Below are 19,489 nucleotides of genomic sequence, written 5' to 3' on the forward strand. Positions count from 1 at the left end.
GCGGGCTGGCGTATGAAGCCCGCTAGAAAGGGTAGCGGAAGACCCGCTAGGGTGGGCTTAAGAGATGCCCGACCAAGTCGGGCATGACAATAAGGGTGGGGCGGGGCTGGAGCGAGGGGAACACTTTCCCCTTCAAATCTCCTCGGAGCATTCAAAACCTATTTGGAGCGGTTTTTTGTGCGAGTTTCGGCTAATTTTGGCGCATGAAAAATGCTGATTTTGTTGACCGTTTGAGCCTTGCCGAAATGGGCGAGAATCGTTGCGGAACGGTCGCCCAGATTGAGGGCGATTCCCGCTTTATTTCAAGAATTGTTTCCATCGGGCTTACACCGGGTTCCGCCTTTACGCTCCTCAAGAATGACGGGCGCTCGCCGGTGCTCGTTTTTTGCCGAGATACGGTCATTGCGGTCAATCACAAGGAAAGTTCACAGATTTTTGTCAAAGTGGAATCGTAAAAATGAGCGAAATCAAGACTATTGCTTTGCTCGGGCAGCCCAATTCCGGTAAATCGACGCTTTTTAACAACCTTACGGGACTTCACCAGCGTGTGGGCAACTGGCCCGGCAAAACGGTAGAGCAGGCCGAAGGTGAATTTGTTTATGACGGCACAATATATAAAGTAATTGACCTTCCGGGCAGTTACGGGCTTTCGGCGAACTCCGAAGAAGAAGTCGTCACGCGCGACTATATTCAGAGCGGTAAGGCCGACCTCGTCTGTATTCTGGTGGATGCATCACAGTTGGAACGCAGCCTTTACATGCTGGCTGATTTTGTGGGCATTCGCATGCCTGTGATGCTGGTGCTCAACATGATGGATGTGGCCGAAGCGGCGGGCAAGAAGATTGATGTGGCTGCGATTGAAAAGCGTCTCGGCGTTCCGGTGCTTGGCTTCAGTGCGGCCGAAACAGAACGTTATCCAGATTTTTTCAAGAAGATGGTTTCGGCCATCAAGACGCCTGTTTGCCTTGATAGCGGGAGCCTGCGCGAAGAACTCGTTGACGAAAAAAAGAATGGGGAAGATGTCATCAGCCGTATCGAGGCTACCCTCGGCGATTTTGAATACGGCGTTTGTGAAAAAGTTTGGATTGCGGAAAAACTCCTTGAAAAAGACAAACTCATTTGCGCTGTCGTGCGCGAGTCGCTTCCGTTTGCCCGCAAAAATGCGATTGATGCAATCCTTGATAGCGAAGAAGGGCGCGACGGCGGTATTCTTACTGGTGAAGCCAAGTATCGCTGGGTTTCGAAGATCGTGCGTGAATCGGCGACGCCCAAGTCCATCGAGAAGGTCTTCAGCAAGTGGGACCGCATCGCCACGCACCATATCAAGGGCAAGTTCTTTGCGTTCGGCATCATGGTTGTATCGCTGATTGCATGTATGATTCTCGCGTTTCCGGGCATGGGAATCGGTTTTGGAATACAGCCTGTATTGCAGTCGCTTGTGGAACGCGTTAGCAACGCGCTTGGCGTCTGGCCTGTGGTGATTTCGTTCATCAATCTGGTGCTCGTCGGTGGAACTTGCATCACGATTTGTATGACGAGTTTCATTTTCTCCATCATTTTCGTTTTCCGCATCCTCGAAGAAATCGGCTACATGGCGCGTTTCTCGTATGCGTTCGACAACTGGCTTTCGCGCCTGGGCTTACAGGGCAAGGCGATTATGCCGCTGTTTTCCGGAATTGGCTGCACGGCGGGTGCAGTTTGCGGTACGCGCGTGCTTGATACCCGCGGACAACGCCTGCTTGCGCTCGTTCTATTGTGGGCCATCCCGTGCGGGAGCAAGGTGGCCGTCGTGCTGTTCCTGGCGTCGACTTTCTTCGGGTCGGCCGCACCGCTGTTTGGCATCGGCTACGTGGCGTTGATTTTTGCCAGCTTCTACCTGTCTTCGCGCCTGTTCGGCAAAAAGCTTGTCCCGCAGAATGAACGCGTGGGCATGATTATGGAATTGCCACCGTATCACAAACCGCACTGGAAGATGATTGCTGCGATGGTCGGGCGCAGCACCTGGGGCATTTTCAAGAAGGCCTTGAAGATGATCCTGATGGTGGCGGCCCTTTTCTGGGCACTCTCTTACGCAGGCGACGGGAATGTGGAAAATACGCTCCTGTACAAGATTGGCAATGCGATTGAGCCCGTGACGATGTTCTTCGGAATGCGCTGGGAACTGTTCGTCTCTTATTTGGGCGGCATGTTCAGCAAGGAAGCATCGCTCGGTATCATGAGTACGCTTTTCAACCACACCGGCGAGGCGTTCTCTCTTGTGACCCGCGTGGCTGCAAGCGAAAACTTGGGCGAGGTGCTTGCAAGTACCATCACCAAGCCTGAAGCGCTTGCGTTCTTGTTTGCGTCGATGTTCAACGTTCCCTGCGTGTTGGCGATGGGCACCACCTACCGTGAGGCCGGTTCGTTCAAGTGGCTTGCGACCATCATGGGCTACTACTTGGCACTTTCGCTCGGGCTCGCCTTTGTCGGCTACCACATCGGATTGCTGATTTTCTAAGTGAAATTTTATAGCGCGCTGTCGAGCACCATCATGAGCGTGAAACCCACGGCAAAAAGGATGGTGCCGGCATCAAAATGCTCTCCTTCGCTGACTTCGGGGAGCATTTCTTCTACAACCACGTAAATCATGGCTCCTGCCGCAAGCGAGAGCAGGTAGGGCATAAACGGCGAAAGCGCCTCAGCCGCAAGCAGCGTGATTAACGCGCCTACAGGTTCTACGGCTCCGGAAAGTGCGCCCAGGGCAAAAGCCTTCTTGCGGGAAGCCCCTTCGGCACGGAGCGGGAGCGAAACCACCGCTCCTTCGGGGAAATTCTGAATGGCGATGCCTATGGCAAGCGCAAACGCACCCGAAAGCGTGATGGCTACATTCCCCGAAAGCCAGCCTGCGAAAACGATACCGACAGCCATGCCCTCGGGCAAGTTGTGCAATGTCACCGCCAGCGTAAGCATGGTCGTACGCTTCAGTTTTGCCTTGGGGCCTTCTGGCGTGGCGCTACCCAAATGCAAGTGCGGTGTTATTTTATCCAAAATGTACAGGAACAGGATGCCGGCCCAGAATCCGACCGTCGCCGGGATGAAAGCCAGTTTGCCCATCGATTCGCTCGCGCTGATTGCGGGCAAAAGTAGGCTCCAGACGGAGGCCGCCACCATGACGCCCGCCGCAAACGACAAAAGACCACGTTTGAGATTTTGCCCCATCTGCTTTTTCATAAAGAATACGCAGGCGGCACCGAGAACCGTCCCTAGGAACGGGATGGCAAGACCCTGGGCAATTTGTGCAATTGGTTGGCTCATGCCATAAAGATAGTATTAACCTTTCCCGTACGGTTTTGTGAGGTACACAAGGGCGGTGGTAAGCGTGTAGTCGGCGATGAGTGCGGCTCCAAGACCCACGATGGAGAGCAGGCCCACGTTGTGGAGCGCGCCCATAGGGCTGAAGATGAATACGAAGAACATCGCGCAAAGGATGAAAGTGGTCATGCCCATGGTCTTTCCGATTTCGCGGTAAGAGAGCAGTAGCGCGTGTCTGTAACTGCCTGTGCGTTCAAAGCCGTATTTGATGTGGTTGTTCATGTGGATGGTGTCGTCAACAGCGATGCCCAAAATCATTGGCATCACGATCATCGTAATCATGTCGAGCGGCATGCCCGAATAGCCCATGACGCCGCCAATCAGGAGGACGGGCGCGACGTTTGGAATCATCCCGATAAGGCCCGCCTTGATGCTCCCGAACGCAAGAATCATCATGATGGCGATAATCACGAACGACCCGCCGAACGAGCGCAATAGCCCACCGACCAGCTTGCCATTCATTTCGGCGTAGTTCACGACTTCACCCACCACGGAGACTTTCGCATCGGGGAAAATGCGGGCGGCATAAGCGTTTGCCGAATCCAGGTCCTCGACGATTTTGTTGGCATCATAGCCGGCCAGTTCTATGTGAATGAAGGTTGTCTTGTAATTTTCGTCCATGCGTTCAAAGAGCGCATCGGGGTCCGAGATTTCGTACAGGAACAGCAGTTGCGTGAGCATGTCCTGCGCGTCGGGAATCTTGTAATACTCGATACTGTCGGCGTTCAGCGTGCGGTTCATCTCTTTCACGAGGCGCGTCACCGATTGCACGCGCGGCTTGTCGCCCGAAATCTTGGTGAGTTGGAGTGTGCCGAGTTTCTGTTCGAGTTGCTCGATGCGTTTCATGTTGGCGGGGTCCTTGAGCGCATCGTCGTTCTCGAATTCCACCATCACGTTGAAGTCGTAAAGGCTTCCGAGTTTTCCGCTGAGCATGTCCTTGAGCCGCATCACGAAGGGAATCTTTTCGCCCATGGTTTCAGTGTAATCCATATTCACGTCGATACGCATCATTCCTGGAATTTGCAGCAACATCACCGCCGCCGAAATTACTGCGACAACAACGCTGTGCCTGCACACCTTGCGCCCGAAGAATTCAAAGAGGATGTCCGCCTTGGTGGCCCCCGCCGACTTTACTTGCGTCGGGTCTGGTTTATCATTCTTGCCGAAGCTCATGAGAATCGGAATCAAGATGATGACGTACAAGTAAACCATCGTGACGATGCCCGCCGAAATCCCGCCAATCCAACGGATGGGGCGGATGCCTGCGAACAGGAACGAAAGGAGCGATGCGACCGTGGTGATGACGGTAAAGAGAATGGGCCAGCCCGTTTCTTCGACGGCGCAAATCACGGATTCGCGGCGGTTGCCCGTGCGCCTAAAATGCATGCGGAATGAATTGATATAGTGGATGGAATAGCCTGCTGAAAGTGCCATGCCCAAAAGCACCGGGAGCGCGACCATGCTCTCGTCGCCAATAACGCCGAGCCACGCATTGATGCCGAGTACCGAAGCGATGCCGCCGACCGTTGCAATCGCGGGCACCACCACGCCGCGGAAAGACCTTACGAACAAGATAAGGCATACGAGCATCACCAGGAATCCGAAACCGATGCGCACGGCGCATTCCCGCGAAATGACCTCGTTTTCTTCCATCTCTGTGTAGCTCATGCCCGTCGGGAGCATCTCGAACTTGTCGCTCTTGAATTCGTCGGAATAGATGACCTCGCGGGCGAAAGGCGCAATGCTGTCCTTGCCGAAATCGACTCCGCCTTCGTAAGATTTCAGCGAGAGGATAATCCATGTTTCTTTCGCGTCGTCCGAGACGATGTTGTTCACGAGCGATTCGCGGGAAAGGATCAGTCGCTTTTTCGATTCCAGTTCTTGCGGGTCATTGGGAACGCCGCCCTCGAATGGGTCGATGACTTCGAAGCCTTCGTCGTTTGCAACCGGAATCGACAAATTGTGCGTCAGTGAAACAACGCGGTCGGCGTACGGCACCTCGTTTTCGAGCCTGCGCGAAAGCCTGTCAATTGCCTGCAACACCTCCGGCGCAAAAACGTCGTCGGCACGGACCATCACCATGTAGCCATCGTCGCTGCCGAATTTTTCGTTGAAGTGCGCCTGGTCGATTTTCACCTTGTCCCAGTCGTCAAACCAGTCCTCTTCGCTGCTCGTCATCTGCAGTTGCGGGAGCCCGAGACACGCCAAAAAGGTCACAATTGCCGTTACCAGCAGAATCAACCAGCGAAACTTCACCTGAAAACGCCCCAATCGGGCAAAAACCTTGTTGACACGAGAAACTTGCATTGTAAAAATCCTCCAAAAGCCCCAACGGAGTGTAATTCCGTCAGGGCTACTTCATTCCAAAACACAATAAAAAAGAATCTTTCATTTTAGGCGGTGGCGAGTGCCTTGCCGAGATCCTGGCAGGCGGCCTTGCCGGCGTCATCGGGGGCGTTCTCAATGGCGAGCGGTTCGGCTACAAGCACGAGACCGGCGGCTTCGGCGTCGGCCTTCCACGGGTTCATCCATTCGCCGCCACCCCAGCCGTAAGAGCCGAACAGGGCGACCTTCTTGCCGTTGAGCGAAGGCTTGACGGCTTCGTAGAAGGGCTGGAATTCGGAATCTTCAAGTTCTTCTGCGCCCATGGCGGGGCAACCAAGCGCATAGCGGGTGTATTCGCTCAGCTGATTCTGAGAAAAATCCGAAACGCTGAACACGTCGGCTTCGGCACCTGCTGCTTTGGCACCTTCGGCGACGTACTTTGCCATCAGTTCGGTGTTGCCGGTTCCGCTCCAGTAAATGACTGCGATTTTTTCCATTGTGATTCTCCTATTGACGAGCCTTTGGCTCTGTTGTTTGTTAAAAGTTTTACCCGACGGCGAGCATCGGGAGCGAGTAGCCGCGTTCAAAGAGGTTGCTCATGACCGTAAAACATTTCCTGAAGCATTCAAAGCGCTTTTCCGCCGTTTCTACGTCGCCATACACCTTCCAGTAACCGCAACTTTTGCAGTTTTGACCGCCATTGGCGATGAACCCCTTGACATCTTCGAGCGGGTAGCCCAAGAAAAGCCCGATTTCGTGCGGAAAGCAGTGGCACTTGCTAATACGGTATGTCAGGTTTGCAATGAGTTTGTCTTCGTCAAAATGCCTGTAGTCGTATTGTTCGAGAAAGTGCCGAATATCGCTGGCTTCGCACAGACGCTTCAGGAGGTTGCGGCGGTAAACGTACACGAAGCTTCGCCCGCATCGCTCGGCAACGACGCGCACGAATATGCCCGACGGATTCAGTTCACGGTTCCAGCGGGCAAGTAAAGCGCATAGCGGCTCATGCATCGGCATGCAGTTTTCGACGCAAAAGAGGCTACCGATTTTGCGGGCGGCAAGCGTCGGGGCGCATTGGCGAACCAGTTTGTAATCCATCAATCGTTGTGCGGTCATATTAAAAAGGGTGTGAGATGTGGAGTGTGAGGTGTGTGATTATTTCATTACTCATTTCACACTACACATTTCTGTTTACTTCCTGCAGTTCGAGCATCTTGCTGAACAGGCCGCCTTTCGCCTTGAGTTCGGCGGGGGAGCCTGTTTCGGCGATGTGGCCGTCTTGCAGCACCACGACCTTGTCGGCGTTCGCGATGGTGCGCATGCGGTGCGCGATGATGATGACTGTTTTGCCCTTCACCAGCTGCGAAATGCCGCGCTGGATCTTGGATTCGTTTTCCACATCGAGGCTTGCGGTCGCTTCGTCGAGCAAGATGATGGGCGCATCCTTCAACAGGGCGCGCGCAATCGAGATGCGTTGGCGTTCACCGCCCGAGAGCGTTTCGCCGTTTTCGCCGATGACAGTGTCGTAGCCCTGCGGCATCTTCTGCACGAAATCGTCGCAGCCCGCAAGTTTTGCAACCTTCAGGATTTCTTCGTCGCTGGCGCTGCGTTTGCCGATGCGGATGTTGTCCTTGATGCTCGTGTTGAACAGCACCACGTCCTGGAAGACGATGGAGAAATTCATGAGGAGCGTTTCGGGATCAATCTTGCTGATATCCTGCCCGCCGAGCGTTATCGTGCCGCCCTGAATGTCCCAGAAACGTGCCGCGAGCTTTGCTGCAGTCGTCTTTCCGCTACCGCTCGGGCCCACAAGTGCTGTGATTTCGCCCTGCTTTGCCGTGAACGAAACCTTTTTCAGGACTTGCTTGTTCTCGTTGTAATTGAAATCGACGTCCTTGAATTCGATATCGTAATTCTGGGGAGTGAATATGGTTACACCATCTTGAGGTTTCATCTGGTCCATTTCGCGGAACCGGCGCAGGCGCACGTTCACAAAGAACAGTTCAGCGAGGTTGTTGAACACCAGGTAAACCGGATTGTAGACCGTTGCCGCGCAGACGATGAACACCAAGTAAGTAAACACGTCAATTTCGCCCTTGGTCCAAAGGCGTGCGCCAGTAATCAGCACCGTGGCAAGGCCCATCTTGAGAATGCCCTGCGCCGAATTCAGGAACATGCCAACCTTGATATCGGAATCCATCTGCGATTTTTCGTAGTTGATGCAGTCTTTGTCAAAATGGTTGAGGTAGGCGGCTTCGCCCGAATACGAGCGGATTTCCTGCACGTTTTCGAGACCTTCCTGGATGTCTTCCATAATCATGCGGCGGGCGTTATATGAATTTTCGAACCAGCGGTCCTGAATTTTCTTGGAAAGCGCAATGAGCAATGCTGCTGCAGGCACCACCCAGAAAAGTGCGATAGACATTTTCCAGTTGTAGCAGAACAGCATAATGCCAATTATGGTGACACTTCCGATGGCGGCGAAAAGTTCCGGCACTGCATGCGAGAAAATCATTTCGAGTGCGTTGCAGTCGTCCATGATGGTCGAAGTCAAGTCCGAAAGATTCTTCTTGCCAAAGAACGAGAGCGGCAGTTTGCGAAGCTTTTCGGCAATCGAGACGCGGCGGCGCATGCTTTCGTCATACACGCTGCTGTAAGTCGCGCTGTACGAGAACCTGTAAATGACAAGCATCACGATAAACAGGACTGCAGCAATTCCCACATAGAACAAGGTTCCGTGCGGAGTCTTGCCTGCAAATTCACCGACGCCCATCTGCTCCATCAAAAAGTAAAAGAGCATCATCATCGGGAACATGAGCGAAACAAAGTGCAGGAATGTCCACAGTACGCCACGGACAAACGTGCGCGAACCTTCTTCCGAAAGAGCAAAAGTATTCTGAACCCACTTATACATTTTCGCCTCCTTCATTATCCTTTGAATTGTCGAGGGTCCATGTGACGGACTGCTGGTATTCGGCCCACATCTTGGCGTAAACGCCGTTCTTTTCAAGTAATTCGTTGTGCGTTCCGCGTTCGGCGATTTCGCCATCTTCGACAACGATAATCTGGTCTGCGTTCACCACGCTTGTAAGCCTGTGGGCGATCATCAGCACAGTCTTGCCTGCGGCCAGTTTGTGCAATGCTTCTTGAATCAGGCGTTCGTTTTCTGGGTCAGCAAAGGCGGTCGCCTCGTCGAGCACCACGATGGGGGCGTTCTTCAAGATGGCGCGCGCAAGCACCACTCGCTGCTGCTCGCCACCTGAAAGGTAAGTTCCCTTGCTCCCGATAATGGTATCGATGCCGCCTGGCAACTTGTCGATGATTTCGCGACACTGCGCAAGGTCGAGCGCCTTGTTTACCTGCTCGAGAGTCGCGTCGGGCATGCCATAGCGAACGTTATCCAAAATGCTCATCTTGAAAAGGCGAGTATTCTGGAACACGAACGAAACGTTCTTCATCAGCTCCTTCGGGTCAATCTGCTTCACGGGCACACCGCCAATAGTAATTTCGCCGCTATCGACGTCAAAGAAGCGCGGTAGGAGTTTTGCAATCGTACTCTTGCCGCCGCCCGAAGGCCCGACAAGTGCTACCGTGTGACCAGCCGGTACTGTGAGCGAAATATCGCTCAATACCTGCTTGTCGGTATCAGGGTAGGTAAAGTTCACGTTCCGGAATTCCACATCGAACTTTTGCATCGGCACCGGATTTTCGCAAACCTCCAAATCCTTGGTGCGGGCGATATCGTTGATACGGTCAACCGCGATTCCCGCCTGGTTCGTGGCATTGCTCAGGTACATGCTGCGCATCACGCACTGCGAGAACAGTGGTGTTACCAGCACGTAAATCATCATGTTCACGATGGTGAGCTTTACATCGCCGTCGTTACCGATAATGAGCGCTGCCGTCGGCACCAGGAACAGCACGAATCCGTTCACGAGAATCGTGTAGATGCAGTAAGGGACCTTCCAGTTGTTGGAATAGGCTGTGACCATCTTGTGGTAAGTCACGATACTGTTGTAGAAACTCTTGAACGAAAAAATCGTCTGCTGGAAAACCTTGACTACGGGAATCCCGCGCACGTATTCCACCGCTTCGGAGTTCATCTCTTCGAGGGCCTGCATGTAGCGTTCCATGAACTTGGTTCCCCTGCGGCCAAGGGTACCCAAAATGAACAAGGCGTATGCGATAGGCACCAAAGAGGCAAGGCCGAGTCGCCAATCGAAAACGAACATCATCACAAGCGCCACGATGGGAATCAGGATGGTGCCCGATATATCGGGCATCTCGTGTGCGATGAAGGTGTGCGTAATTGCAGCATTGTCGTCGATAATCTTGCGGAGTTTGCCCGTCGGGTTCTTGTCGAAAAATCCAAGCGGAGCTGACATCAACTTTTTCATGGCGAATCGACGCAGGTCGCCTTCGAGCCTGAATGCAACCATGTGCGAGCAGGCGAGGGCCGCAAAGTAGAGCAAAACGCTTGCGACCGAGGCGAGAACCGCTCCGATGGAATAGTCGAAAATCTTGATGTTCGTCATGTCGCCGCCAGAGATAACCTCGCGGACAATCTGCCACATCAGTAAAAACGGCACGAGCCCTGCGATGGCGCTCAATGCCGAGAGAATCAATGCTAGCGGGAACAGCGGTTTTCGCGATCCCATGTATGTGTAAAGTTTAGAGAATGTCTTTTTCATAATTATGCGACGTTTGTCATCCTGTACTTTTTCCTGTATTCCTTGGGGGTCATGCCCATCACATCTTGGAAGGCGTGGGCAAACTTGCTCCCGTTATTGTAACCGACTTCGCCTGCAATCTCGAGAATCCCGCGGTCACTTTCGCGGAGTTCCTTGGCGGCGATTTTCATGCGCTCGCGGCGGGCGTAGGTAAATACCGGCAATCCGAACACGTTCTTGAAGCAAAGCTTCATCGCGGTCACCGGCATATCGAATTTGTCTGAAAGTTCGTCGATAGTCCAGTGATTGTCGATGTTTTCGCAGATAAACGAACGAATGCAGTAGATTTTTTCAATCTGGAGCGAAGAGAGGTTGCATTCGCGGCAGGCGAACTCGCGCTGCGTATCCAGATTCTTTAGGGTGAGCAAAAGCTCCAAAATGGCGAGCCTGCCGTATTCCGCCTGTGTTTTTTCGGGCTTGTTTTCGATTTTTTCGAAGGCGCGTGCCACCTCTTCCTTGGTGTGCACGATAAACGGGCGTCCCGGACGGCACATTTTTTGCGCGAGAGTCCTGAGGTCAAGCGAAAAGCCCGCAAAATGATCCTGGATGTACTTTTCCGATTCATCGTAGAATAAAATACGGTCACCGCAGTAATCGGCAGAACGCGTCAGCGCACCCGAAGTCCAGGCGTCGTAAACCAGCATTTCTCCTGCATTCAGCTGATTGCAGGGGAGCGCTCCGCCCGCCCAACTGATGCGCCCCTTCCGGCAAAATTCAAGAATGAGAAACGGGTCCCTTTCAAGTGTTGTATGGTAGCACCCGACTTTGTGCAACCATTCAATTCCTTTGATGTTTAGCATTCTTTCCTCATAAATCGATTCAGACTGAGTTTGTTAGTCTAATCTTAAAAAGTAAGACAAATCTAACAAGTGAACGAAACTTTGTCAAGGCTAATTTTGTGACGTCAATAGAAAATTTTTATTGCAAAAATGTCTGAATGGGGTGAAAATGGACTAAATGGAGTCTGTGTTTCAAGAAAAGAATCCCGGTCTTTTCGGATTTTTCCTCCTCCGTTTGGAGCAGAACTCCCCGGACGACATTTCTAAAATGCTCCGCAAAATTAACAACCGCGGTTTTCCCGCATCTCAATCAAGGAGTATATATGAAAACACGTTTTCTGGCGGCTCTTGCTGTATCGTTCAGCATGCTTGTCGCTTGCGGCGACGACAACTCTTCTTCTGCTAACGGTGACGATGAAAAGGAACTTTCCTCCTCGTCTACCAAAAAATCCAGCGACAGCAAGGACAAATCTAGCGATAGCAAGGATAAATCCAGCAGTTCCAAGAAGGAAGACAAGAGCGAATACAAGCGCGAATTCGCAACGTCTATCGCCTCGGGCGAGACGATGTTCATCGGTACGATGTCCCTGGACCACACTGGCGATCTGGGCAAGGACTACATCGAAGTCGGCACCCGCGCAGGTGTTGTCTATTACGACAATTCCCTGTTCATTGCTGACCTTGACGTGGGCACCATTGCCCGCTACAGCCTCGATGCTAATAACAAGATTGGTAGCAAGACCGCGGAACTTTCGCTCGCGGGCGTATGGGCAAACCATATCTACTTCGTGAACGAAGAAAAGGCTTACTTGGGCGGCATGCTCGACTCGCTGCTCATCATCAACCCGAAGACCATGAAGCGCACGGGTGCGATTGACCTTTCCGAATACAAGGGCGACGATGCTCTCGTGGTAAGCCCGGGTACAGGCGTGATCGTGGACGGTCGTCTCTATGTCGGCCTGTTGCAGAACGTGAGCGACTATGCTACCGGCAATACGGCCCAGGTCGCGATCATTGACGTCGAAAAGGATTCCGTGATTGCCGTGGCCGAAGATGACCGCGTTGCAGCCGTGGGTTCGCTTGATGACTCCCAGAACCATGCGTTCATTGTTGTCGATGATTACATCTACTGCTACAGCAACGCCTCTTGGGGCTACGCTCCGGGCCAGAAGGATGGTTTCTTGCGCATCAAGGTGGGCGAAACCAAGTTCGACAAGGATTACGTTTGGAACGTTTCGGATGAACTCGCTATCAAGGACGTTACCGAGAAGGGAAATTACAAGTACCTTGGCGTAATCAGCGTGCCCAAGGGCGAAATCGTCTATTCTTTCTTGAACGTGATGGTGGACCTGCAGCAGGTCTGGACCGACATGGACAGCTACCACAATAACACCTGCAAGCCGGTTGAAATTGACCTTGCCAAGAAGACCATGAAGGCGCTCCCGATTGGTTATTCTTCTAGCTGGGCTAGCTACGGCACCTACATCGAAGAAGATGGCAATGTCATTTTCGCGGTCTCGACCGAAGAGGGCGGCAACGCCTACTTCCGTTATGACCCGAAGAAAGAAAAGGCCGAAAAGATCGCTACGGTCGAGCCTATCCCGATGTGGATTGTGCCGCTTAAATAGGCTCTTATAAACCCTTAACCTATATAGTCCTCATAAACACGATGGTCCGTTCCCGCCTAATGGTGGGGGCGGATTTTGTTATTGGTACAGGATAAATCCATTCGGATTTTCAAAGGCCCGTTTGGAGTAGAAAATTAGCCTGAAAATTGCTTAATTGCGCTGCGATGAAAAAGATGGTTTTATACAAGGCGACAACGCTTGCGATTATTATGGTTGCGTTCGGCGCGATGGCAGCCCGTGCGCAGGATGACGAAATTACCTCGATAGACGATTTTCTGGAAGAATCCGCTTCGGAAAGTAATGCGACAACTGATGACGCAAACAGCGCGACGGCGCAATCAGATGCATCTGCGGCAAATGCCTCGGGCGTTACGCAGTTGGACGAACTCTCGGTGGAGTCAGAAATAGAAGCGGAACAGGCGCAGCAGGCGAAAAAGGCGGAATCGGTTGCGACGATTGACGCGGCCGAGATGCAGAATACAAGCAAGACCGTTTCAAAAGCGGTCAATTCCGCTTCGGGCGTGAAAGTGCGCAAGTCCGGCGGCATGGGCAGCGAAGGTAAAATCAACATTCGCGGCATGGAAGGCAAGAACATCAAGGTGTTGGTGAACGGTGTCCCCGTCGAGACGCAGGGAAACTTGGGCCTTGACGATATTCCTATCGACCAGATTGCGGACATTGAAGTTTACAAGGGCTATGTCCCCGCGCGTTTTGCGACAGATGGAGCAGGCGGTGCTATCAATATCATTACTAAAAAACGCCCCGCCAATTCGGTAGATGCGTCCTATAGCCTTTCGAGTTTCAATACGCACAAGGCTTCTGTAACGGCAAGCCACGTGATTGACAGCATTGTGGGTGGGGCAGGCTTGGAAGTAGGCGTGTCGGGCTACTTTAACCATTCCGATAACGATTACGAATTCACATCTCCCTACATGAAGAGTTCTGCGGGCAAGGATACGAGCGTTGTTCGCGACCATGACCGTTATACATCTTACAACGTGCAGGCTTTTGCGAACTTGATGAATGCGTGGTTCGACCAGGTTTCGTTTGGGGCGAGCTACGGTGCGTTCGATAAGGAAATTCAGGGGGATGCGAACCGCATTGTCGAAACGAGTGCCGAAGGATACAATTTTGGGGCGACATTCGGCCTGGATAAGAAAAATATCTTTGTAAAAGACCTGAATTTCGGTAACCATTTTTCGTTCGGGTACAGTGAAAATAAAACCATTGACACGAGCCGCGTTCATTGCCGCAACTGGTATAGCTGCGATACGGCCAAAAAGAATGTGGGTGAGTTGACGATGATGGGACTCCCGAAACTGAGAACAGTGCAGGCGTATGATTTCAACGATTTGCTGAATTTGGATTACCAATTCATTAAGAATCAGTTTGTTTACTGGAATACGCTTTTCCGGTACCACAAGGAAGATCCCGAAGATGACGTGGGTTCCGAAATGGTTGGATTCAATACGGCAGGCTATCCTGGCAAAACAATTTCGGTGACGACGGGTCTTTCGCTTGAAGACAATTTCTTTGATTCGAGACTCCAGAACCTGTTGGGTTTCAAATTCCATTATCTGAAGGCTGAAATTTCAAATACTTCCACCAGTATGATACAGCAAGCGGTATTGGAAAAGAATGATTATACGGACTTTAGTTACGATGAAAGCATTATGTTCCGGATTGTCAAACCGCTTGCGCTCAAGGGCTCATACCAGCATGCAGTGCGCCTGCCCACGCCCGACGAACTGTTTGGCGATGGTGTGCGTGTGAGTGCCGCCACAAGCCTCAAGCCCGAAGAAGCTGACAATTTTAACGTGGGCCTGTCTCTTGATTTGCAAGAAATCCCGCTGGTGGCGCGATTCCGGTTTGACGGAGACGTGTTCTATTCCTACTACAAGAACCGAATTCACTACATGGGCTCGGCGCAGATGTCGGTGCCGTATTTCAATATGGACCCGATTCGTGGATGGGGTTACGAAGGCGACGTGAAACTCGATGTGAATGAGTGGGTGTTGCTCGGGACAAACTGGACTTTCCAGGATTTGCGCAACATCGATTACAATGCGAAGCAGGGTATTCTTGAAGATGCGATTATCCCGAACATTCCTCGGTTCTTCATGAACTACCTCGCTGAATTCCACATGGGCGATATATTCAATAAGAACGATTTTGTCAAGTTCTGGTGGGCTGCTAATTACACCGATGAATATTATTACGGTTGGAAAATCAGTTCCCGCCAGAGCCGGAAAATAGACGCTTCGTTCACGCATGACTTGGGCGTGGAATATTCCGTGTGGGATAATAAACTCGCTTGGAGCTTTGAAGTCGATAACTTTCTGGACGAAACCGTTTACGACAAGTATGGAGAATCTAAACCGGGACGCACTTTTGCAACCAAGATCCGGTACAGTTTCAGGTAGATATATCTAACTTCGGATAGTTTACGCTAACTAAGTTTTATGATTGGAAACTAAGTTGCATAGCGTGAACTAATTTGCAAATTTGCAACAATGTTAGTCGCTCGGAAAGCTTATGGGACTGGGGCTTGAAGTCTGTTTGTTAATTTGTATGTAGTTTGCATTTTAAGTGAATTTTAGGTAGATTATTATGCAAAGAACAACAAAGCTTTAATGAAGATCCCCGACCAAGTCGGGGATGACATTAGGGCGGAACAAAAGGAGTAAGCTATGTCCGTATGGAAAAATGAAAAGTTCTGGTTGGTGATGGCTGGTGCTGTAGGCTCCGCTATTGCAAAGAAGATTCTCAAGGCTCCCAAAACTCGCGAATATGCCGTCAAGGGACTTGCTCAGGGCATGAAGTTCACTGCCGACGCTAAGGCCACCTTCCAAGACATGAAGGACGAAGCTGCCGACATCTGCAACGACGCAAAGAAAGAAGCAGAGAAATAGACGAAAGAACGGACCTTTCGGTCCTACAGACGAAAGAGTTTTCGATGAAATGTAGAATCGTTTACGATCAGCCGGGGCGAATCCGCTTTCGGGCGGGGGCCTACGCATTTGAAAAAATGCATGAACCGCGCATCCACATGGCATGCGTGAGTGAACCTTATGTCCAGAAAGCGGTAGTCCATTCGGAAAACGGCGGTATTCTGCTGGAATACGAAGATGGCTATCGTGAACAGGTGATTGATTTCGTTCGAAATCTGAACATTGCAAATCTTCCGGAAATTGAACCCGATACCGAATATCAGCTGCAGGCTCTTGATACGGATTTCAAGAATAAGCTCGCGTTCATGATTGCGCGGCGTTACTTGGCCAAGTTGTTTATTCCGGCTCCTATCCGCACGGTGCACCTGATTTACAGGGGCCTCAAGTTTGTGGCTAAGGGCTTGAATTGCCTTGGTGAAGGAAAGCTTTCTGTCGAGGTGTTAGATGGAGCCGCTATCGGAGCGAGCATCCTGCAGCGCAATTACGAATCGGCGGGAACCATTATGTTCTTGCTGAACGTAAGTAGCCTCTTGGAAGATTATACTAAGGCGCGTACCCGCACAGCCCTTACCGCAAGCCTTGCCGTGAAGGTAGACCGCGTGTGGGTTGTCAAGGACGGCGTCGATGTCCAGGTGCGTATGCAGGATGTTCAGGTGGGCGACCTCGTGCGTGTGCGTTCCGGCAGCATGATTCCGGTGGACGGAACCGTTACCGAAGGCGACGCCTTTGTGAACGAAGCGACTATGACGGGCGAATCGCAGGCGGTTCATAAGACGGTCGGTAAGTCCGTTTTTGCGGGCACCATCGTAGATGAGGGCTCGATTGTCGTGTCGGTGCGTGCCGTGAGTGGCAATACCAAGATTCAGAAAATCATTGAACTTATCGATCGCTCTGAAGACTTGAAGGCCTCTATCCAAAGCCGCGCTGAACGCCTTGCCGACGGAATTGTACCGTTCAGCTTTATCGGATTCGGGCTCACGCTCCTGATTACGCGCAACATCACCAAGGCCGTCTCGATTCTGATGGTGGACTATTCTTGCGCCATCAAGCTTTCCACTCCGATTTCGGTGATTTCGGCGCTCCGCGAAGCGGCTGACCGCAACATGACCGTGAAGGGCGGCAAGTACCTGGAAGAATTCGCGCTTGCAGACACCATCGTTTTCGACAAGACGGGAACGCTCACCAAGGCGGAACCGAAACTTGAACGTGTTATTCCGTTCGGAAACCGCAGCGAAGAAGAAATCCTGCGTATTGCGGCCTGCATCGAAGAGCATTTCCCGCATAGCATGGCACGCGCCATTGTGCGTGGTGCCGCCGAACGGGGAATCGACCACGAAGAAGAACACGCCGATGTCAAATACATCGTGGCGCATGGAATCGCGACGACTCTCGACGGTGAACGCGCCGTTATCGGCAGCAAACATTTCGTCGTCGAAGACGAAAAAATTGCGGTGGGCGAGGCGGAGCAGAAAAAGATCGACGAACTCGCCGGAGCCGCATCCGTGATTTACCTAGCCATTGGCGGGAACCTTGCGGGCGTGCTTTGCATTAGCGACCCTCCGCGTGACGAAGCTGCAGAAGCGATCCGCATGCTGCGCGAATGCGGAATCAAGCATGTGGCGATGATTACCGGCGACAGCCAGAAGGCTGCCGAACGCACAGCGCAACTTTTGGGCATCGATACCTTCTTTGCGCAGGTTTTGCCCGAAGACAAGCACCGCTATGTGGAAAAAATGAAGGCCGAAGGCCGCCGCGTAATTATGGTGGGCGATGGAATCAACGATGCTCCCGCCCTTGCCGCCGCGAACGTGTCGGTCGCTATGAGTGATGCCAGCGACATTGCCCGCGAAACCGCCGATGTGACCCTCCGCAGCGAAGACCTGCGCGACCTCGCCGAACTCCGCACATTGAGTACGCAACTTATGGAGCGCATCCAGGCGAACTACCGCTTTATCGTCGCCTTCAACACGTCGCTACTGGCCGCAGGTTTCTTCGGGATACTTGCCCCCTCGACCTCGGCCCTGCTGCACAACCTCTCGACCATGGCGATCTGTGCCAAGAGCATGACGCCGTTGAAGCAGAATTAAGGAAAATGTTGCAGAAAAGGTAGTACAATAACTACCTTTTTAATGATGTTTTGGATAAATTTTTGCAAAATTTTATAAAAAAGGTGGTATATACACTACCTTTTTGTTAAAATTTTGATTATATTTAGAGTGTGAGATACCTGACCCTAGAAAAAGCCCTTGAGGCCTGGCTGGCCCTCCAGCCGCTTTCAGAAGATGACAAGGCTCGCCTTGCACGTCGTTTTTCGGTCGATTTCAACTACAACAGCAACCACATCGAGGGCAACACGCTCACTTACGGGCAGACGGAGATTCTTCTGCTTTTTGGGAAGGTCATTGGTGAAGCGAATGTACGGAGCGTGCAGGAGATGGTCGCGAGCGAGGTCACGCTCAAGATGATGGTGGCGGAGTCCCGTGTCAAGGAGACTCCTCTCACCCAACATTTTATAAGGGGCTTGCACCGCACATTGCTGCGTGAAGACTATTCCGTCCATCGTGAACTACCCGGAGGAATGCAAGTTGGGTATGTGGTTCATGCAGGGCAGTACAAGACTCGCCCGAACAGTGTCATTACACGATATGGCGACCGATTCGTTTATGCATCCCCAGAAGAAACGCCTGCGTTGATGACGGATCTTGTCGACTGGTACAACGATGCTGAAAATGAGGGCAAGTTGTCACCAGTGGAGTTGGCTGCTTTGTTCCATTACCGCTATATCAGGATTCATCCGTTCGAGGACGGCAATGGCAGAATTGCTCGGTTGCTCGTCAATTACATTTTGGCGAAACACGATATTCCCATGGTTGTAGTCCGTAGTCGAAAGAAGGACGAATATCTGGAGGCTTTGCATGCCGCCGATTTGAAGGTGGGATCTGCGCCTAGTTCTGGTGCGAGGGCTTCGTTGCAAGCGATTGCCCCGTTCCTCAAGTATTTCCGCAACATGGTTGCGCAAGAGATTGATGCCGATGTTCAGTTTCTCACAAAGCGTGGCGAAAACATCTGGTGGTATGATGGAGAATGCATTGAGTTCCGCACACCGAACTACGGCAGAATTCTTAACATGATGCTGAGTGAACCTGTATTGACGAACGCCGAAATCCAGAGAAAACTTGGTATTCAAAAATCAGCAGTCGATAAGTTGGTCCAGCGTCTTCTCGATAAGCACTATGTCGAGCGTGGGAAAGAGGACGGCTCCTGGCATGTATTTATCACGCCGTCTATTTAATGCGTAAAGGTGGTGTTATACCACCTTTTTCACTAAAAAAACGACTTTCCACCCTAATCCAGGTTGGAATATGGGAGATTCCCTGAAAAACGGTGATTTTGCTCAAATTTGAGGCTTGTGAGCCTGGTTTTGTGTAAAATTTTCGTTCCGACGGCCCTATTTTAAGTTATTTTTAGATTGAAAAAAGAGTTTTGCTCTTGTTCTCCAATCGAAATCTCGACCATTTCTTTGAACGAGGACAAGGCGAACGCTCACGCAGGTATGCCATTTTGCGGTGTGCCTCGGTTTGTCGTGTCAGCTGTTTGGCTGATTTATGGCCGCATAAGCCAATGACAACAGCCCGTTTGGGGCGTGGGTCGTTTGCGTTTATCGTTCAAGGCTGTCGAGAGCCCCGATTGGATAGATGCATCGACCTGCGCCTTTTCGTTTTTCA

14 protein-coding genes are annotated in these 19,489 nt (G+C 51.8%); 7 read left to right on the plus strand and 7 right to left on the minus strand.

Annotation, left to right across the window (positions count from 1 at the left end; genetic code table 11):
- Positions 1–203 precede the first annotated feature (203 nt).
- Positions 204–455, plus strand: coding sequence for a FeoA family protein (locus tag B7994_RS05060; protein ID WP_233143049.1), 252 nt, complete (start codon positions 204–206; stop codon positions 453–455).
- A 2-nt stretch (positions 456–457) separates the two neighbouring features.
- Positions 458–2,497 carry a ferrous iron transport protein B gene (gene feoB / locus B7994_RS05065; protein ID WP_233143051.1) on the plus strand — a complete coding sequence of 680 codons (2,040 nt, stop codon included), beginning with the start codon at positions 458–460 and terminating at the stop codon, positions 2,495–2,497.
- Between the two features lie 8 nt (positions 2,498–2,505).
- On the opposite strand, the gene B7994_RS05070 is transcribed toward feoB, so the two are convergent.
- From B7994_RS05070 to B7994_RS05100, 7 genes are all read right to left on the minus strand, one after another.
- Positions 2,506–3,294 carry a ZIP family metal transporter gene (locus B7994_RS05070; protein ID WP_088637386.1) on the minus strand — a complete coding sequence of 263 codons (789 nt, stop codon included), beginning with the start codon at positions 3,292–3,294 and terminating at the stop codon, positions 2,506–2,508.
- Positions 3,295–3,309: 15 nt separating this feature from the next.
- Complete coding sequence (locus B7994_RS05075; RefSeq protein ID WP_233143053.1) at positions 3,310–5,607, minus strand: RND family transporter; 2,298 nt, start codon at positions 5,605–5,607, stop codon at positions 3,310–3,312.
- A 137-nt stretch (positions 5,608–5,744) separates the two neighbouring features.
- A complete protein-coding gene (locus B7994_RS05080) occupies positions 5,745–6,173 on the minus strand; it encodes a flavodoxin (protein WP_088637388.1) in 429 nt (142 codons plus the stop codon).
- Positions 6,174–6,222: 49 nt separating this feature from the next.
- The gene (locus B7994_RS05085) at positions 6,223–6,774 is read right to left on the minus strand and encodes a DUF3793 family protein (RefSeq protein ID WP_158213078.1); all 552 of its coding nucleotides are present in this window, start codon (positions 6,772–6,774) and stop codon (positions 6,223–6,225) included.
- Between the two features lie 79 nt (positions 6,775–6,853).
- The gene (locus B7994_RS05090; RefSeq protein ID WP_088637554.1) at positions 6,854–8,590 is read right to left on the minus strand and encodes an ABC transporter ATP-binding protein; all 1,737 of its coding nucleotides are present in this window, start codon (positions 8,588–8,590) and stop codon (positions 6,854–6,856) included.
- On the minus strand, positions 8,583–10,334 hold the full coding sequence (locus B7994_RS05095; RefSeq protein ID WP_233143054.1) for an ABC transporter ATP-binding protein: 1,752 nt from the start codon (positions 10,332–10,334) through the stop codon (positions 8,583–8,585). Before B7994_RS05095 ends, B7994_RS05090 begins: the two co-directional genes overlap by 8 nt.
- A gap of 35 nt (positions 10,335–10,369) precedes the next feature.
- Entirely contained in the window at positions 10,370–11,206 is an 837-nt protein-coding gene (locus B7994_RS05100) for an AraC family transcriptional regulator (RefSeq protein WP_088637391.1), read from the minus strand.
- A 302-nt stretch (positions 11,207–11,508) separates the two neighbouring features.
- On the opposite strand from B7994_RS05100, the gene B7994_RS05105 reads away from it, so the two are divergent.
- From B7994_RS05105 to B7994_RS05125, 5 genes are all read left to right on the plus strand, one after another.
- Positions 11,509–12,813, plus strand: coding sequence for a hypothetical protein (locus B7994_RS05105; protein ID WP_088637392.1), 1,305 nt, complete (start codon positions 11,509–11,511; stop codon positions 12,811–12,813).
- A 164-nt stretch (positions 12,814–12,977) separates the two neighbouring features.
- Positions 12,978–15,236 carry a TonB-dependent receptor gene (locus B7994_RS05110; RefSeq protein WP_233143055.1) on the plus strand — a complete coding sequence of 753 codons (2,259 nt, stop codon included), beginning with the start codon at positions 12,978–12,980 and terminating at the stop codon, positions 15,234–15,236.
- A gap of 267 nt (positions 15,237–15,503) precedes the next feature.
- Positions 15,504–15,725, plus strand: a complete 222-nt coding sequence (locus tag B7994_RS05115; protein ID WP_088637393.1) for a DUF1490 domain-containing protein — start codon at positions 15,504–15,506, stop codon at positions 15,723–15,725.
- 44 nt (positions 15,726–15,769) lie between these two features.
- Positions 15,770–17,851, plus strand: coding sequence for a heavy metal translocating P-type ATPase (locus B7994_RS05120; protein WP_088637394.1), 2,082 nt, complete (start codon positions 15,770–15,772; stop codon positions 17,849–17,851).
- 131 nt (positions 17,852–17,982) lie between these two features.
- Positions 17,983–19,056 (plus strand): Fic family protein, encoded by a 1,074-nt coding sequence (locus tag B7994_RS05125; protein ID WP_088637395.1) that lies wholly within the window; start codon positions 17,983–17,985, stop codon positions 19,054–19,056.
- The last annotated feature ends 433 nt before the right edge of the window (positions 19,057–19,489 follow it).

This window comes from Fibrobacter sp. UWR2 (assembly GCF_002210285.1).
In the GTDB taxonomy this organism is placed as follows: Bacteria; Fibrobacterota; Fibrobacteria; order Fibrobacterales; family Fibrobacteraceae; genus Fibrobacter.

Coding starts and splice junctions, on each gene's coding strand:
- B7994_RS05060 (WP_233143049.1), top strand. CDS start 204: ATGAAAAATGCTGATTTTGTTGACCGTTTGAGCCTTGCCGAAATGGGC.
- feoB (WP_233143051.1), top strand. CDS start 458: ATGAGCGAAATCAAGACTATTGCTTTGCTCGGGCAGCCCAATTCCGGT.
- B7994_RS05070 (WP_088637386.1), bottom strand. CDS start 3,294: ATGAGCCAACCAATTGCACAAATTGCCCAGGGTCTTGCCATCCCGTTC.
- B7994_RS05080 (WP_088637388.1), bottom strand. CDS start 6,173: ATGGAAAAAATCGCAGTCATTTACTGGAGCGGAACCGGCAACACCGAA.
- B7994_RS05085 (WP_158213078.1), bottom strand. CDS start 6,774: ATGGATTACAAACTGGTTCGCCAATGCGCCCCGACGCTTGCCGCCCGC.
- B7994_RS05090 (WP_088637554.1), bottom strand. CDS start 8,590: ATGTATAAGTGGGTTCAGAATACTTTTGCTCTTTCGGAAGAAGGTTCG.
- B7994_RS05095 (WP_233143054.1), bottom strand. CDS start 10,334: ATGGGATCGCGAAAACCGCTGTTCCCGCTAGCATTGATTCTCTCGGCA.
- B7994_RS05100 (WP_088637391.1), bottom strand. CDS start 11,206: ATGCTAAACATCAAAGGAATTGAATGGTTGCACAAAGTCGGGTGCTAC.
- B7994_RS05105 (WP_088637392.1), top strand. CDS start 11,509: ATGAAAACACGTTTTCTGGCGGCTCTTGCTGTATCGTTCAGCATGCTT.
- B7994_RS05110 (WP_233143055.1), top strand. CDS start 12,978: ATGAAAAAGATGGTTTTATACAAGGCGACAACGCTTGCGATTATTATG.
- B7994_RS05115 (WP_088637393.1), top strand. CDS start 15,504: ATGTCCGTATGGAAAAATGAAAAGTTCTGGTTGGTGATGGCTGGTGCT.
- B7994_RS05120 (WP_088637394.1), top strand. CDS start 15,770: ATGAAATGTAGAATCGTTTACGATCAGCCGGGGCGAATCCGCTTTCGG.